Genomic DNA, 16,218 nt, shown 5'->3' on the forward strand with positions numbered 1-16,218 from the left:
ACTCAATGCTTGACTGGTCTTGTTAACTCTGGTATTATCAGCCGATTACACGTTTTTGAATAACAGGGACATAAGCGTGCTCTATAGTGTGATTATGGCGGGTGGGCGCGGTGAACGTTTTTGGCCGCTCTCACGAATAGAAAAACCGAAGCAGTTTCTCCGATTACTCTCGGACAAAATGCTGCTCGAAGAAACGATTGATCGCATCACTCCTCTGGTGCCGATTGAGAATATCCGTATCGTGACGTCACGGTCGATGGAAAACCTCATCTATGATGCGATTGAAGGGATCGATCATAAAAACATTCTCGCGGAGCCTTTCGGGCGCAATACCTGTGCCGCTGTAGGGCTGGCGGCTGTGCATCTGCTGAAAGAGGATCCTGAGGCCAACCTGATCGTGCTGGCTGCGGATCATCTGATCAAACCGGCTGATCGTTTGATCGATATCCTGCGTGAAGGAACGGCTTTGACGGCGGCCGAGGATTACCTGATCACAATGGGGATCGTACCGACTCGGGCCGAAACCGGCTATGGGTACATCAAACTCGGGAATGAGTTCGATTACAAGGGTCGTCATCATATTTATCATGTCTCGGCGTTTACCGAAAAGCCGCGTCTGGCAGTGGCCAAGGAGTATTATTTTTCAGGGCATTATCTCTGGAACAGCGGCATGTTTATCTGGTCGGCGGCGGCGTTTATGCGCGCTATAGAAAAATACCAACCGGAGATGGCGCATCTCTTCGAGGAGTATAAGCAGTATATCGGAACCGAACGAGAAATGTCGGCACGCACCGAGTTGTACGAACGGATCAACTCGATTTCAGTCGATTTCGCGATCATGGAGAAAGCTGAAAATGTGCTGACGATCAAGGCGGATATTGTCTGGGATGATGTCGGCGACTGGAACTCCCTGCAGCGAAACCGAGAACAGGACAGCGACAACAACGTCATGATCGGCGAAGCGGTGACATTGGAATCTTTCGAGACGACCGTTTATAACGATGCCGAAGGTCTGGTTGCATGTGTCGGTGTGTCCGATCTGGTCATAGTGCGTTCAGGGGAGATTACCCTGGTTGTGCACAAATCGAAGGCTCAGAGTATTAAGCAGTTATTGGTGAAGTTGGCGGAGAATGAAAATTATAAGAAATATCTGTAGCCTGACATTAATGTTGCTTATGGTCGGTTGTGTCGGCGGCGGCTCGGGACCGGGCGAGGAAAAAGGTGATACCGGTCAATCCGCGGGCGCACCTGAAAACCTGCGTTTTGATCCGTTGGAACTGACCGACGACACCCAGAACATCCCCGCTCGTCAACCAAACCGCGGGGTAATTGGACAAGCGCCGTCCGGGATACCGCAACCTGATGCCGATCAACCGGTCGACACGACAATCGTCGGTTTGCCGAATCAAACGGACAGCCTCAACAATCAGGTGTTTCGCATTCAGTTATTAACTACGAAGCTGTTCGGTGAGGCGCAGACGGCACGCCATATCGCCGAGGAGATTTTCGACCGCCCGGTTTACATCGATTATGAAGTACCTTATTTCAAACTGCGTGTCGGAGGTTTTGCCGACCGTGATGAAGCAGAAGAGTATCAACTCAAGGCTAAAGCCGTTGGCTATGATAATGCCTGGGTTGTGGTCGTTAATATAGATATCAACCGCCTGCCGGGACTTTACGACAGTCTCCCGGTTCCTGCCGATGATTCGCTGGCGGAGGGTTACGGACCTTACGAGAATGAATGAACCGACGATCATAGGTGTCTTCCCGCACGAATTAAGATCAGAGACTTTGGATCGTGCCGTTTCTTGTCTGTTGACCGGTGACCTGGTGGTGGCTCCGACTGAAACTCAATACGGTTTGTTGGCCCGGGCCGACAGTCAGCCGGCGCTTGACCGGGTGTACCGGGTCAAACAGCGTGATCGGAATATGCCGTTGTCGGTGTTCGTACCGGATATGGCCTCGGTTGCGAGATGGGGGGTATTGACTCCGCCGGCACAAATTCTGGGTGATCGTTTTCTTCCCGGACCGTTGACGCTGGTTCTTAAAGCACAACCACAGGCGGAAGCACTCTTCGCTCAATCAGGTCTGGCTGGTTTCAGGGTGTCTTCGTCTCCGTTGATACAGGCGTTGTGTCGGGAAGTCGGGGTGCCGATTGTAGCAACTTCGGCTAACCTGTCCGGAAAGGAAGTCCCGGCCACAGTGGTTGAGGCCGGTGAGATGTTCGGCGATGCGGTAGCGCTTTATTTGAACGGCGGTGTACTGGCGCGTAAACCGTCTACGGTGGTGCGTTGTCTTAATGACGAGGTTAAAATGATTCGCGAAGGGATTATCGCTGTCTCGGAAATAGAGACGGCGCTTGGGAGGTCTCTTCAATGAGCGATAAATACGTTATTATGTTCGTATGTACCGGAAATACCTGCCGTTCACCTATGGCTGAGGGAGCCTTGCGAGTGCTTTTAGATAAAGAACGACCGGACAAATTCGAGGTGATTTCTTCCGGTACTCATGCCGCCTCGCATTTTCCGGCGACTATTTATGCGATCGAAGCGGCTCGGATATGGGATGCCGATCTTTCAAAGCATCAGTCCCAACCGCTCACACGGCAGTTAATAGACAAAGCTGATCTGATCCTCGGAATGACCGAATCGCATGTGAAACAAATACTGAAAATGCAGCCCGACTCCAGGGACAAGACCTTTTTATTCAAGAACTTTCCGGGTTCTTCCCCGGAAGGTGAAGAGGTCGAAGACCCGATCGGTCGGTCACTCGATGTTTATAATCAGACGTTTATAGAAATCGGCGAACATTTGGGCCAACAGCTCGATGAATTTGTAAGAAGAATCGACGAGAAGATAGAATGAGTTTCAAGGATAGATTGCAACGCTTCGTCCTGGTAGCGTTAGTCGGCATAGGACTAGTGCCGTTGTTTTATTTTGTAACGGTGGAGGTGCAAATTGCCGGAGCCGCTTCGGCTGATGATATCGATTCCACTGTCGACACCAAGGCCTGGGAACGGTTCATCGAGAATGTGGCCTTTGGCGTCGGGGAGAAGCTGACTTTCGATATTAATTATGGTTTCATCAATGCCGGCACCGCCGATATGGAAGTTCCTCGCCTGATCGAATATGAGGGTCGACCATGCTATCAGATCGTTACGCATGCCGAATCGAACGATTTCTTCTCGACTTTCTACAAGGTCGAAGATCGGGTGGAGTCGATCCTTGACGCCACCGGTCTTTATAGCTGGCGATTCGAGAAAAATCTTCGCGAAGGTTCTTATACCGCCGACCGCATGTACTCTTTCGACCAGGAGAATAATCTCGCTTATTACGATAACGACACGATCCCCGTACCTACCGTTGTTCAAGATGCGCTTTCGGTGCTCTATTACGTTCGCACCCAGAATCTTGAAGTGGGGAAGTCGCTCTACGTTGACAACTTCACCGACGGCAAACAATATCCGCTGGAAGTCAAAGTTCTCAAAAAAGAACGGGTGGAGGTTAAAGCCGGCACGTTTGATTGCATCGTGGTTGAGCCGTTAACTCAGTCGGTGGGAGTGTTCAAGCACGAAGGTCGGCTCAAAGTCTGGTTGACAGACGACCGTCTTCGCATGCCGGTGTTGATGAAGTCAAAAGTGCTGGTCGGATCGATATCAGCCGAGTTAACGGATTACACGATAGGTGAACTGGTATCTTTCTGACGGATATGAGGAATAAAGATAAGACATACGAACCGGCTGATCTCACCGGAGTCAAACGCTATCCGCACGCGGAGCGAGCCAGCAAAGCGGTGGTTGATTCTTTCGGTTGCCCTTTAGAACATCTTAACGGCGCCGATTTCTTTGACTGTCTGCCGCAATATCTCAAGGCCAACGATCTCCGCAATTTCATTAAAGCTGTCGGCATAGCCCGGCGAGCCGGCAAGCCGTTCCATGTAATGATGGGAGCGCATGTCATCAAGGTAGGTCTTTCGCCGATCGTGATCGATCTCCTTAGACGTGGCATTATAACCAGTTTGTCGTTCAACTCGGCCGGATTGATACATGATTTGGAAGTCGCCTTTTTCGGAGCCACTTCCGAGGACGTTCTGGCCGGTCTGGCGGATGGTTCTTTTGGAATGGTTCGTGATACCGCCCAGTTATTCGCCCGGGTTTGTGACATCGCCGAGGAACTCCGAATCGGTCTGGGGGCTGCCGCTGGTATGCTGATAAGGGAGCGTGAGGCCCCCTATATGGGGTACTCGCTGTTTGCGTCGGCATCGGAGTTAGATATCCCCGCCACCATTCATGCCGGGATTGGAACGGACATTGTGGCTCAGCATCCGGAGTTCGACGGAGCCAAAGTCGGAGCCGGATCGCACCGCGATTTCAGAATCCTGTGCAGTATCTGCGCCGAAATAGATCGCGGCGGAGTGATTGCAAATCTCGGCTCAGCCGTTATATTACCCGAGGTGTTTTTAAAAGCACTCACGGTGGCGCGCAATCTCAATCCCGGGGAAAGCCAGCTTACCTCGGCCAACTTCGACATGATCGCGCACTATCGCCCGATGATGAATGTGGTGTCTCGCCCCACTCATGATGCCGGTAAGGGATACAACTTTGTCGGCCATCACGAGTTAATGGTCCCACTCCTGGCCTGGGGACTACGCCGCGAAATGGAGAAATAGTCTGTTTTTGAATAGATCTTTTTAACCAGAGCCCTACATGCCGATTCCGCCCTGCGAGTCGGCATTTCGATTTGGAGAGAATAATGCCGAAGCTTGTTGAATGTGTCCCGAATTATTCCGAAGGACGTCGTCCTGAGGTGATTGATGCCATTTGTGATGCCATCACCGCCGAAGACGGTGTGGTGTTGCTTGATAAGGAGATGGACCACGACCACAACCGTGCTGTGGTTACTTTTGTTGCCCCTCCGTCGAAAGCGGTCGATGCCGCTTTCCGAGGATACCAGAAAGCGGCCGAGTTGATCGATATGACCGTTCATAAGGGAGAACATCCGCGCATGGGCGCTTGCGATGTTTGCCCGTTTATTCCGATCTCCGAAGTGTCGATCGAAGATGCTATCGAGCTGGCCAACAAGCTGGGCAAGCGTGTCGGCGATGAGTTGCAAATCCCGGTTTTTCTGTATGAAGACGCCGCGACCAAGAAAAGCCGTAGAAATCTGGCTAAGGTGCGCAAGGGGCAGTATGAGGGAATGATTGACGCTATCGAAAACGACCCGACGCGAAAGCCTGATTATGGTCCGGCCAAGATGAATCTCAAGGCCGGTGCGACCGCGATCGGTGTCCGTTTCCCGCTGGTTGCCTACAACGTCTATCTGGGTACCAATAAAAAATGGATTGCCGACAAGATCGCCGATGCTGTCCGCAGTTTGAAGGGCGGTTATCGGTTTTGCAAGGCACTGGGGTTTGAGATCAAGGAACGCGATCAGGTTCAAATTTCCATGAACCTCGTGAATTATCCCCAAACACCGATTTTCCGCGTGTTCGAGACGATCAAGTCGGAAGCGGCCCGGTACGGAGTCAACGTTACCTCCTCCGAGATCGTGGGATTGGTTCCTTCCGATGCCATGCTCGATGTTGCGGATTTCTACCTGCGCCTCGAAAATTTCACTCCACTGCAAGTGCTGGAGAACAAGCTGGCCGCGGCCGGCGGAGTCGGTGGCGGCGGTAGTGCCGCCGGGGAGAGTTTTTACGAAGAAGTTGCTTCCTCATCACCGGCTCCGGGCGGTGGCTCCGTCGCGGCTTCGGCCGGGGCACTGTCGGCTGCTTTGACCTCAATGGTTTGTCGTCTCACGGTGGGCAAGAAAGCCTATGCTGCGGTCAAGGGCGAGATGGGGGAGATTCGAGACATAGGCGACCGGCTTCGGGCCGAGCTGACCAAATTGATCGACACCGACAAGGAAGCGTTCAATAAGGTTATGGAAGCGTTCAAGCTGCCGACCGGTGAAGAACGCGATGCGGCTGTTGAAAAGGCCACGAAGCACGCGGCCGAAGTCCCTCTTACGGTTATGAAGAAGGCTCGGGAAGTGCTGTCCCTGACGCGATCGGTGGCTGAAAAAGGCAACACCAACTCCATCACTGATGCCGGGGTAGCGGGACTAATGGCTATGGCGGCGGTCGAAGGAGCCGGTTACAATGTTCGTATCAATTTAGGCGGAATAAAAGACCAGGATTTCGTGAAAAAGCTAAAGGCCGAAGTCGAACAGGTGACTGCCGATGCCTCCAAACTGGCGGTCCAAATTAAGGAGTTGGTTGAAGCCGGATTATAGATGAAAGAGCGGGTCGACCTTCATTTACATACGATCTTCTCGGACGGTTTATCCACGCCTGAGGAACTATTGGAGTTGGTGCGCGGTTGTAGATTGCGTGCCTTCTCCGTAACCGATCATGATTCGGTAGACGGCTATCGGGCGGTGTTGGCGCTGATGACCGAGAATGACCCGGAACTGGTTCCCGGATTGGAGTTGTCCTGTTCGTCCGAAGGACGTGATTTGCACATGCTGGCTTATTATTTCGATTCCGACAGTTCCATGCTGGCCGAGAGCCTCGCAAAATTCCAGGAAAAAAGGAACCTCCGGGGTGGTTTGATGGTCAAAAGGTTGAATGAACTGGGTGTCGAAATCAACATGGATGATGTTATAGCTCGGGCAGGCGGAGCAGCTATTGGTCGTCCTCATGTAGCTCAGGCACTTCTCGACCGTGGAGCTATCGGATCCTTTGAGGAGGCTTTCCGTAAGTACATCGGTAACGACGGTCCGGCTTATTTCCCGAAAGAGAATATATCGCCGGCCGATGCAATTAATATAATCCACGAAGCCGGCGGTCTGGCGGTGATAGCACATCCTGTCGTCAGCGGGCTCGGATTCGAATTTGACGATCTGATCGAGGCCGGACTGGACGGAATAGAAGCGTTTCATCCGGATCACAAGCAGCATGAGGTAGATCGATTGAAACAAGTCGCTTCGGCGAAAGGTCTTTTGATAACCGGAGGCTCCGACTTCCATGGTCGGTCAGGTCGGTGTGGGCTGGTTGGAAGCGAACCGGTTGGTATCGAGTATTTCGAACGGCTTAAAAAAGCCGCTACCCAAAAAAGGAGCAACTCTTGAAGCAGTTGTTGGTGACCATAGCCTTCTTACTGGCATTGTCCGCTTTGGTGTCGGCGGAAGAACTTTCTGAGGATCAACAGAAAGAAATAATCATCGATTACATGTTGGCCACCGGTCAGCACGTCCCGGAACTGGCGTTAGCTGAAACGGATCGCGATGAGGAAGCTCCGCATCACTGGTGTGGCATGCCGGCTATTGCGAACTTCGTCGACAATTACAAGTCGTTCGATCCGGAGCTGATGAAAAGCCTTGGGGCCGAACTAATCACCCGTCCTACGGGGCTCCCCGAAACCTATGGTTCTCCCAGCGGCAAGTTCCTGATTCACTATGCCGTTACCGGAGATGATGCGATTTACGAGCCGACTGTCGATAACAACCACAACAGTATCCCTGACTATATCGATGAGATTGCCGCGACTCTCGATTATGTACATTCTTACATAGTCGATACGTTGGGATTTCCCGCTCCTCTAAGTGATGACTTCTATCCCGCCGGGGGAGATGAACGATTTGATGTCTATTTATTGTCTATGTCGTATCTCTACTATGGTCAAACTTATCCGGATTCTCTGATCGTACACCATTTCGACTCGGACAGTGTCGTATGGGCGACTTCCTACATGCAACTTCGTAACGATTACACCGGCCTTTACGGTTACGAAGACCGACCGCTCGATGCCATGCGAGCGACCGTGGCCCATGAGTATTTCCATTCCGTGCAATTCTCCATGGATTATTCAGAAGCGTCCGGTACGACCGCAGAGAAACGGTACTGGATGGAGATGTCGGCTGTCTGGATGGAGGAGGAGATATACGACGATATCAATGACTATTATTATTATCTACCGACCTTCTTTAATCACCCCGAGCAATCGATACAGCAGTTTACCAGTATTCTTGATATGCACCCGTACTCAAGTGTGGTATTCCCGATATTTCTCACCGAGAAATACGACCGTGGTGTGGTGCGGGCTATTTGGGAGCACTGTGAAGAACTAGGTTTGGGCGATCAGTTTCTAACTTCCGCCACCATGGTTGTCGATTCGATCACGAACGGTACTGTTGGCTGGGCCGAGACTTTCGCCGAGTTCGCTTTGTGGAACTGGTTCACCGGCAGCCGGGCGGATTCACCGAATAATATCGGATATTCGGAGCGTGCTGCTTACCCTGCGATTCCCGATTCCTGCCTGCATACCTATCGGGCTTTCCCGGTGCTGTTACGCGGCAACGAAAACGATACTTTGCCGGATCACAATGCTGCCTATTATCTGAAGCTGGACGATATCAACAATACCTGGTACGATACGACGTTTTGGATCTGTAACGACGGCTCGTTCCCCAACTGTAGTGATTCCACCAAAGTAACCGACACTATCGATAATCCTTATGATATCGTGCATATTGATTCACTGTTTACTATCTGGTTGCTGAACGGTGATCCCGGTGATTCTGATAATCCTACCCTTCCGGAGGGATGGGGAGTGAATATCGTCTACCAGTCTGAGATTGATCCCGACTCGATGGTGATCGATGCTTTTCTCGTTCCCGATGATGCCGTCAACCGTCTCGATTTGATAAATCCCAGGCAGTATTCCTCACTTACGTTCATCATGACGCCGGCCTCATCGGAGAAGCAGTTCTATGACAATATCCACTATCGTTCGCAATTGATGGGGTACTACATCCCTGAGAAGGTTGGCGTGGACTCCAGTCTCATCGATGTCATGGCGTCCGTTCTGGTTCCTTTTCCGAATCCTTGTGTGATCAGTGAGATGGATGAACCAAAAGTTACGTTCAAGTTCCAGATGCCGACTGATGAAACCAGCTATCCTGTTTACGATGTCAGTATCGATCCCTTGCTGATAGTCGATATCTACTCACTGGCCGGGGAAAGAGTGGCGACCGTCGGAGACATCGTTAAGCGCAATTCCCGCCGAGGGCTGTATTACACCGAATGGGATCTGACTAACGAAGCCGGGCGTGAAGTCGCCTCGGGAATCTATTTGGTTTATGCACGTCTGTTCACCCGTGAAGGATTAACCGAAATGCTCGCGGAGGGCACCGCGAAGGTGGCCGTTATCCGATGAATCGGATCGGCCTCATTGCTCGCATTGCGGTTTTCTCGGCATTAATCTATGTGCTTGGTTTGGGTACGACCTTATTACCCAATGTCAATCCGGCCTTCTTTATAATTTTTGTCGCCGGTATGATCTGGGGCTTAGTCCCCGGTGTGCTGGTCGGTGCTGTCGGCATGGGGTTATGGACTTTGTTTCATCCCTTCGGTCCAGCCATGCCGCCGATTATGCTGGCTCAGGTATCGGGCGCCGCCGCCTCGGGAGTAATCGGGGCTTTCTTCGATCTGACGGACTGGCAATCTTACGGTTTGTGGCGTCGGTCGTTGATCCTGGTGCTGTATAGCCTGATGTGTACGGTGTTGTTCTATCTTCCGGTCACAGTAGTTGATGCTTATCTGTTTCAGCCGTTCTGGCCGCGGTTTATCGGTGGACTACCCTGGGTACTGATCGGCATGGCATCGAACGCCGTTATTTTCCCTTTGCTTTTTCCCGCGGCGCGTCTTTTATATCTCAAGGAAAGACGTTGCCAATGAAAAATCTGCTTGTATTGTTATCGCTGTTGCTGGTGACTTCACCTGTGTTCGGACAGGAGGTCGACAGTGCTCAAGTCGCTATAGACACAACTTCAACGGTGGTGATCCCGGCGTCTGATTCTTCGTTTGTCTCGGATTCATCTCTCGTGCCTGATTCGCTTGCCGCGGGAGCGGATTCATTATTGGCGGACTCGCTAACATTCGAGGAACGTCTGGAGCGTTATAGGCAGACGTTGATCCGTCGCAAACCGAGGCTTTCCTCTCGTGACAGTCTCCTTGTTTATTTTGCTTCAAACCGCTTGAATGTTGCCGATCAAAGGAAGCGGTCGTTTTATCATGATGCCGGTGATTATCTCAAGTTCGATCCGGGGTTTTTCGTAAATGACGCCAGATTCACGCCGACTCGAAAGACCATACAGCCGTATGGGCTTTCCGGGCCGCGCATGAGTTATGTTATTGACGGCTGGACCATGCAGCCGTTCGGTCATGTTATCGAACCGGATGGCCTGGTCGATGTCAACGCTTTACCGACGGCATTCGACGAATCACTGTACATCGTTCCGGGGGCTGCGGGGATCCTGTTCGGAGCGGACCAGTCGGTTGCCGCTTTGGTAACCGAACCGATGAAGCCGACCGACAGTATTTCGCACAGTTCCATCCTGGGGGAAGAAGGGGATCTCGGATGGTCCTGGGTGCGAGGGCGATTCACTCGCAATTTCCATGACGGTCGCCAGACTCATGCCTCGGTGGAATACCGGGACGGTGACGGCTATAACGGTGTCGGCGATCACTCTTACAATTATGTTGGTGATTTCTATTTCCCCATCGGTCTTACCTGGGGGGCTCAGGCGCGAGGTCAGCTTTATCGCGACAATGGTGTTCTTTATCCTCATGTGATGTTAAATGGTGTAGCATACCGCCGTTTCAGCCGCGAGAGTCGGGGGGAGCTGATAATCGAGAAAAACAACGAGGCCGGCGATGCTCGTCTGGCGCTTGGATATAAGTATCTCAGTCAATTTGCATCCATGAACGATATTTATCTGGCCAACCGTCGCTATACCGGTCACGCGGGGTATTTTGAAGCGACCAAGGTGATGGGGAACAACCTTTTCGAGGCTCGAATCGGCGGAACCAGTCTGGAATACGATAACTGGTATCATCGTTACGAACGATCTCAAGCTGATTTGCGGATTGTTTTGGCGCATTTATCGCACGGGCTCACCTGGGCGCTGGTGGGAGGTGGGCGCTATGATGATGAGTTTGATCTTCAACCACTCGGCGCTCTGATCGTAACTCGTGAGACCAATCGGTCCTATTTGTTGTTGTCGGCCGGTTATGCTGAGCGAGCGCCTACGCTGTACGAACGTTTTCTGCATTTCCGGACACTCTCGATTTTCGGCTCTTCTTCCATCAACTACGCCGAATCGGGAAACGATGATCTGGTAGCGGAAAAGCAGTTGATCGGCAGCGCCGTTTACGAATACGGCAGCCGTACGACAGCGTTGCGACTTTCCGTTACCGGCGGACGGATAACCGACGGGATCGACTGGCGGAACTACGAGACAAACGACGAAGACATAACCTATGACCTTTTCACCCCTGAAAACGGTGATGTTGACTTCGTTGATTTTTCGGTCTCCGAAAGACTGCAACTCAATCGGTATATGAACCTGTCCGGGGGTGTTGCCGTTCACTCCATTTCCTACGAAAACCTGGATACGACTTATTATACACCTGATTTCCAGTCGTATGCCGGACTGGAGTTGCATCTGCCCTGGGACAGTCGCAAAGTAGACTTTTACGGTTATGCCGAGTTGGTTTATATCGGTCCCTACGACGGTTATGAGGATCTCGAATTGGGTGACTATCCGCTGATTAACGGCAAACTCACGCTTGAGATGGGGCCGTTTCGTTTCTTTACGGTTTTCGAAAACATTACCAGTCAGACTTACCGGACACGAGACTATTTCCATAACACCGATCAGTTTTTCTATTACGGTATTGCCTGGCACTTCCTCGATTAGATTCGGGGCTGCTTGACATGTATCAGGGCGGGCGCTTAATTCAATTATGCAACAGTTGACCTTAACACGCGATGAAGCCTATCGTAAAACGGTCGAGCAATTAGGGACCGGCAATCTGCTGAAGCATGTCCTGGCGGTAGAAGCCGGTATGCGGCGCCTGGCGGAACATCTGGAACAGGATGTTGAAATGTGGGGATTAACCGGTCTCATCCATGATCTGGACTACGAAAAGACCAAGGATGATCCGGATCGTCACGGGTTCATGACCTGTGAATGGTTGAGTCAATGTCGACTTCCATCCGAAATGCTCCATGCGATCAAAGCTCATCCCGGCCATATCCCGTGTGATAACCTCATGGATTGGGCTTTGTATGCGGTTGATCCCGCTTCAGGCTTTATCGTTGCCTGCGCTTTGATGCACCCCGACAAGAAGCTCGATGCGATCGATATCGATTTCATGGTTCGTCGATTTGGTGAGAAACGTTTCGCCGCGGGCGCCTCGCGTGAGAATATGGCGGCCTGCTCCAATCTTGGACTCACTCTCGAGCAGTTTCTGATTTTGGTACAAGAGGGTATGTTGCGTATCCGAACCGATCTGGGGCTTTAGGCCGTGAACACCGAACGGAGCATCCTGCGCCGCGACGTTATTGCCTGGTCGTTGTACGACTTTGCCAACACTATTTTTTCCATGAACATCATCTCGCTTTATCTGAAGCGTCATATCGTTGAAGATTTGGGATTCGGCGACCGCCATTTCGATATCCCGTACTCGATATCAATGCTGGCTGCGGCGTTGGTTTTACCGGCTCTCGGGGCGATTTCCGACCAGGCCGGGAAGAAGAAAGCGTTTCTGTTTCTGTTTACACTTACCTGTTGTATCGCGACCGGTCTTTTAGCGTTCGTTCCCGTGGGAGCAATTGCCGTTACGATCGTGTTGCTCATCACGGCCAACTTCTCTTATGAGGCGGGGCAACCGTTCTATAACGCCCTGCTGTATTCAGTGGCCGAAGGACGCCAGGCACGGTTCGTCTCGGGAGTTGGGGTGGCTATGGGTTATGTAGGTTCGGTTGGCGGGATGTTGCTGGTGTTGCCGTTCGTGACCGGCTCACTCTTTTCCTGGGATGTGCCGCTGCTCGAAGCGGGAGGGAAGACGGCGGCATTTATTCCTACAGCGGTGCTCTTTTTCCTGTTTGCTCTTCCCACGTTTCTTTGGGTGAAGGAAAAACGATCCCGGACGGTCTCAACACCGGGGCTGATCCGGGCGTATAAGGAGGTATGGGAATCACTGAGGGATACCCGACGCTATCCCGGGGTACTCCGTTTTTTGATTGCGGATTATTTCATTGAGGATGCTGTCGCTGTCGTTATCATAAATATGGGTTTGTATGCCTCAGTGGTGATTGGCTTTCATGAGGAACTAATAACCATGTTTCTCGTTGTATCGACCGTCTCCGCCGTGATCGGGTCGTTCATAATAGGTAAGGTGGCGACAATCGTAAGTTTGAAGAAACTGATGGTCGTGATCGTGGCCGGCTGGCTAGCCGGTCTGGTGCTGTTTGTTTTCACTGCGAGTCAGTCAATGATTTGGATTTTAGGTTCGCTGATAGGCATCCTTCTTGGCGGTCTATGGACCGTATCGCGACCCTTGCTGGCCGAACTGGTGCCTGAGAATGAACTGGGTCGTTTTTTCGGTCTTTTCTCACTCTCCGGACGTGCGGCAGCAGTGCTGGGACCGCTTATCTGGACCGCATCGGTGTACCTCTTCAATGCTAACCGGTTCCTCGGCGGGCAAGTCGTTGAGATTTTCAAGATTGGCCCTGAGCAATACGACCAGCTACCTTATCGGGCGGCGGTCCTTTCGTTGGTGGTGATGATGGCGATCGGACTCTTTATTTTCCGCAAAGTCCCGGAAACCGGAGATATGGATTATGCAAAAAAAGGCTGACGGCTCCTGTCAATATACCGGTGTGATTCACGTTCACACGACCGAGTCCGACGGCACCAAATCTCTGGAAGAAGTGGTGGCGATTGGTCGAGAAACCGGCCTCGAATTCATGCTCTTTTCGGATCACATGAATCTCAACAATCGCGAGGCCGGTAAAGAAGGCTTTTACGGCGATACCCTGGTCCTGATCGGTTACGAACACAACGATCTCGATGACTGCCATCATTATCTGCTGTTCGATTCTCCCCGGGTTTATCCGAAAGACATGACCGCAGCACAGTACGTAGCGGCCGGAGCCGCCGACGGGGCTCTCGGTATTCTGGCTCACCCCGACGAAATAAGAGAGGCGATTGTCGAGCATCCTGCTTATCCCTGGAAAGATTGGTCTGTCAGGGGATACAACGGTATCGAACTATGGAATCAGATGTCCGAATGGATGGAGAAGCTCACGCCCTCGAACAAACTTATCATGGCGTTTTCCCCGCGTAAGTCGATGGTCGGTCCGACCGATCGCATTCTTCGTAAATGGGACGAATTGAACCGGTCGCGCAAAGTGGTCGGCATCGCCGGGGTGGATGCCCACGCTTTTCCGATCAAAGTCGGCCCACTCACCGTTGAGATATTTCCGTATAAAGTCCATTTCCGTTCCCTGCGTTGCTACATCGCTTTACCGGAAGAATTAAGTCGCGATCTTGACCGGGCTCGTCTCCAATTATATGCAGCCATAAGAGAATGTCGGCTTTATTTCGCCAACGTTCGTTGGGGCGATGCCGAGAACTTCGAATTCTGGTGTGAAAACTCACGACGCAAGGTCGGCAGCGGCGGTGAACTGAACCTCGAAGATGGAAAAACCGTGATTGAGGTGAAAACACCCGAAGCGGCCCGGTTGAACCTGGTCCGAAACGGTGAGAGTATTTTTTGTGAGAAAACGGATCATATCACATATGAACTGTCCGAACCGGGTTTATATCGTGTAGAAGCCTGGAAGGGAAGACGCGGCTGGATTTTTTCTAACCATATTAGAGTCGGAGGGGAGTCCTGAGTCCGGCCGATATCATAACGCATCTGCTGTTTCTCAGTCGGGTGCATCAATCGCCGGTGAGGATTAACGGCGGTGAAAAACTAGTTTGTAAGTTTGTCATCATTGAGCATAACAACGAGCCCTGGTTAGTGGTTGGTCCGGTGGCGGAATTCCCATATCATGCGAACCTGGTCGATCGCTATTGTGACATCAAAAACGTCGCCTCGACCTGGGTTCACAAGCCCGATCTGCTTAGGATATTCGACGCTGATGTCCATGTAGCCGGGGGAGGGTGGCTTGATTTGGATCCGGTCGATTCATCCATAAAACTTTATGGAAACTCCACTGCTTATGGCGGTTTTAATCGTCACACCGCTCGCTCGGCAATAAGCTCAGACGGGCGTTTTCACGCCTATGAAATCATTCCCGGCTGATGCCGCATTAGCTGTCAATTTGTGATAAAAGTAGCAATCTCGGGGCTGTTGGTTAAATAGGAGTAATTTGTAAGCAATTGGCTTTCAGGTTATTGAGTGAACGGTTTCAGCCCGAATGAGATAATCGCCACGACCAAAAAGACCAGATGACGCTCTTAAAAATTCTTGACATTGCAAAACAGAATGGCTACAGTTACCAAAATAATTTGCGTAGTGTGGAGTGTATGACACCGCATGTTTGATACTATTTATCCCATTCTGTTTCTGATGCTCTGCGGGGTTGTTATGGCTGTGGCATTCTTGCTCCTCTCTTCGTACGTGGGCAAGCGAACCCGGCTAGGTAAAAAGAATGACCCTTACGAATGTGGTGTGGAGCCGGTAGGTACCACCCGGAATCCGGTGCCGGTTAAATTCTACCTGGTGGCCATTCTATTTATCCTTTTTGATATAGAAATCATCTTTTTATATCCCTGGGCGGTGATCTCCCGTCGTCTCGGCATCTTCGGTTTTGTTGAAATGCTGGTATTCATTATCATCCTCCTGGTAGGTTACTTTTACGTTCTGGGACGAGGAGCCCTCAAATGGGAATAGAAGAGAAAATCCCCGATTCGATCTTATTGACCTCGCTGGATAAAATGGTGAACTGGGCGCACAAGCGCTCCATGTGGCCTCTAACTTTCGGTTTGGCCTGTTGCGCTATCGAGATGATGTCAACGGCTGCCTCCCATTATGATCTGGCCAGATTCGGGATGGAGGTGTATCGTCCGTCACCGCGCCAGGCCGATCTGATGATCGTTGCCGGTCGGGTGTCGCTTAAGATGGCTCCGGTGATCAAGACGCTTTATGAGCAAATGCCCAATCCCAAATGGGTGATTGCGATGGGCGCATGCGCTTCCTGTGGCGGGGTATTCAATAACTATGCTGTGGTACAGGGTGTCGATCGCATTGTCCCGGTTGATATATATGTGCCGGGATGTCCGCCGCGACCGGAGCAGCTCATGAACGGTTTTATGAAGCTGTTCGAAAAAGTCGATAAGGACTCCATGAAAAATTACCGTGAGTCCTGGGGTCGTAAGA

General features: G+C 51.5%; 16 protein-coding genes and 1 pseudogene. All 17 read left to right on the forward strand.

Going from position 1 to position 16,218, the window contains the following annotated elements:
• Window positions 1-76 precede the first annotated feature (76 nt).
• The 17 genes and pseudogenes from PLF13_12330 to PLF13_12410 all read left to right on the forward strand — a co-directional run bounded on the left by PLF13_12330 (window position 77) and on the right by PLF13_12410 (window position 16,172).
• Entirely contained in the window at window positions 77-1,156 is a 1,080-nt protein-coding gene (locus PLF13_12330) for a sugar phosphate nucleotidyltransferase (GenBank protein ID HOP08067.1), read from the forward strand.
• The gene (locus PLF13_12335; protein ID HOP08068.1) at window positions 1,131-1,745 is read left to right on the forward strand and encodes an SPOR domain-containing protein; all 615 of its coding nucleotides are present in this window, start codon (window positions 1,131-1,133) and stop codon (window positions 1,743-1,745) included. Before PLF13_12330 ends, PLF13_12335 begins: the two co-directional genes overlap by 26 nt.
• Window positions 1,738-2,379, forward strand: coding sequence for an L-threonylcarbamoyladenylate synthase (locus tag PLF13_12340; protein ID HOP08069.1), 642 nt, complete (start codon window positions 1,738-1,740; stop codon window positions 2,377-2,379). Before PLF13_12335 ends, PLF13_12340 begins: the two co-directional genes overlap by 8 nt.
• On the forward strand, window positions 2,376-2,864 hold the full coding sequence (locus PLF13_12345) for a low molecular weight protein arginine phosphatase (protein HOP08070.1): 489 nt from the start codon (window positions 2,376-2,378) through the stop codon (window positions 2,862-2,864). Before PLF13_12340 ends, PLF13_12345 begins: the two co-directional genes overlap by 4 nt.
• The gene (locus PLF13_12350) at window positions 2,861-3,703 is read left to right on the forward strand and encodes a DUF3108 domain-containing protein (protein ID HOP08071.1); all 843 of its coding nucleotides are present in this window, start codon (window positions 2,861-2,863) and stop codon (window positions 3,701-3,703) included. Before PLF13_12345 ends, PLF13_12350 begins: the two co-directional genes overlap by 4 nt.
• A 5-nt stretch (window positions 3,704-3,708) precedes the next feature.
• The gene (locus tag PLF13_12355; protein ID HOP08072.1) at window positions 3,709-4,668 is read left to right on the forward strand and encodes a hypothetical protein; all 960 of its coding nucleotides are present in this window, start codon (window positions 3,709-3,711) and stop codon (window positions 4,666-4,668) included.
• An 83-nt stretch (window positions 4,669-4,751) separates the two neighbouring features.
• Window positions 4,752-6,272 carry a glutamate formimidoyltransferase gene (gene ftcD / locus PLF13_12360; protein HOP08073.1) on the forward strand — a complete coding sequence of 507 codons (1,521 nt, stop codon included), beginning with the start codon at window positions 4,752-4,754 and terminating at the stop codon, window positions 6,270-6,272.
• Window positions 6,273-7,109 (forward strand): hypothetical protein, encoded by an 837-nt coding sequence (locus tag PLF13_12365; protein ID HOP08074.1) that lies wholly within the window; start codon window positions 6,273-6,275, stop codon window positions 7,107-7,109.
• Window positions 7,106-9,196 carry a hypothetical protein gene (locus PLF13_12370; GenBank protein ID HOP08075.1) on the forward strand — a complete coding sequence of 697 codons (2,091 nt, stop codon included), beginning with the start codon at window positions 7,106-7,108 and terminating at the stop codon, window positions 9,194-9,196. The genes PLF13_12365 and PLF13_12370 overlap by 4 nt, the downstream gene beginning before the upstream one ends.
• Window positions 9,193-9,717: a hypothetical protein gene (locus PLF13_12375; protein HOP08076.1), complete on the forward strand. Its 525-nt coding sequence runs from the start codon at window positions 9,193-9,195 to the stop codon at window positions 9,715-9,717. The genes PLF13_12370 and PLF13_12375 overlap by 4 nt, the downstream gene beginning before the upstream one ends.
• Window positions 9,714-11,741 (forward strand): TonB-dependent receptor plug domain-containing protein, encoded by a 2,028-nt coding sequence (locus tag PLF13_12380; GenBank protein HOP08077.1) that lies wholly within the window; start codon window positions 9,714-9,716, stop codon window positions 11,739-11,741. Before PLF13_12375 ends, PLF13_12380 begins: the two co-directional genes overlap by 4 nt.
• A 46-nt stretch (window positions 11,742-11,787) precedes the next feature.
• Window positions 11,788-12,348, forward strand: coding sequence for an HDIG domain-containing protein (locus tag PLF13_12385; protein HOP08078.1), 561 nt, complete (start codon window positions 11,788-11,790; stop codon window positions 12,346-12,348).
• A gap of 3 nt (window positions 12,349-12,351) precedes the next feature.
• Entirely contained in the window at window positions 12,352-13,686 is a 1,335-nt protein-coding gene (locus PLF13_12390) for an MFS transporter (protein HOP08079.1), read from the forward strand.
• Window positions 13,670-14,728: a histidinol-phosphatase gene (locus PLF13_12395; GenBank protein ID HOP08080.1), complete on the forward strand. Its 1,059-nt coding sequence runs from the start codon at window positions 13,670-13,672 to the stop codon at window positions 14,726-14,728. The genes PLF13_12390 and PLF13_12395 overlap by 17 nt, the downstream gene beginning before the upstream one ends.
• 56 nt (window positions 14,729-14,784) lie before the next feature.
• Window positions 14,785-15,141, forward strand: coding sequence for a hypothetical protein (locus tag PLF13_12400; GenBank protein ID HOP08081.1), 357 nt, complete (start codon window positions 14,785-14,787; stop codon window positions 15,139-15,141).
• A 234-nt stretch (window positions 15,142-15,375) separates the two neighbouring features.
• On the forward strand, window positions 15,376-15,732 hold the full coding sequence (locus PLF13_12405) for an NADH-quinone oxidoreductase subunit A (GenBank protein ID HOP08082.1): 357 nt from the start codon (window positions 15,376-15,378) through the stop codon (window positions 15,730-15,732).
• Window positions 15,723-16,172 (forward strand): annotated as a pseudogene (locus PLF13_12410) (NADH-quinone oxidoreductase subunit B family protein). The gene PLF13_12405 and the pseudogene PLF13_12410 overlap by 10 nt, the downstream one beginning before the upstream one ends.
• Window positions 16,173-16,218 lie beyond the last annotated feature (46 nt).

It is taken from the genome of Candidatus Zixiibacteriota bacterium (genome assembly GCA_035380245.1).
Classification (GTDB): domain Bacteria; phylum Zixibacteria; class MSB-5A5; order GN15; family FEB-12; genus DAOSXA01.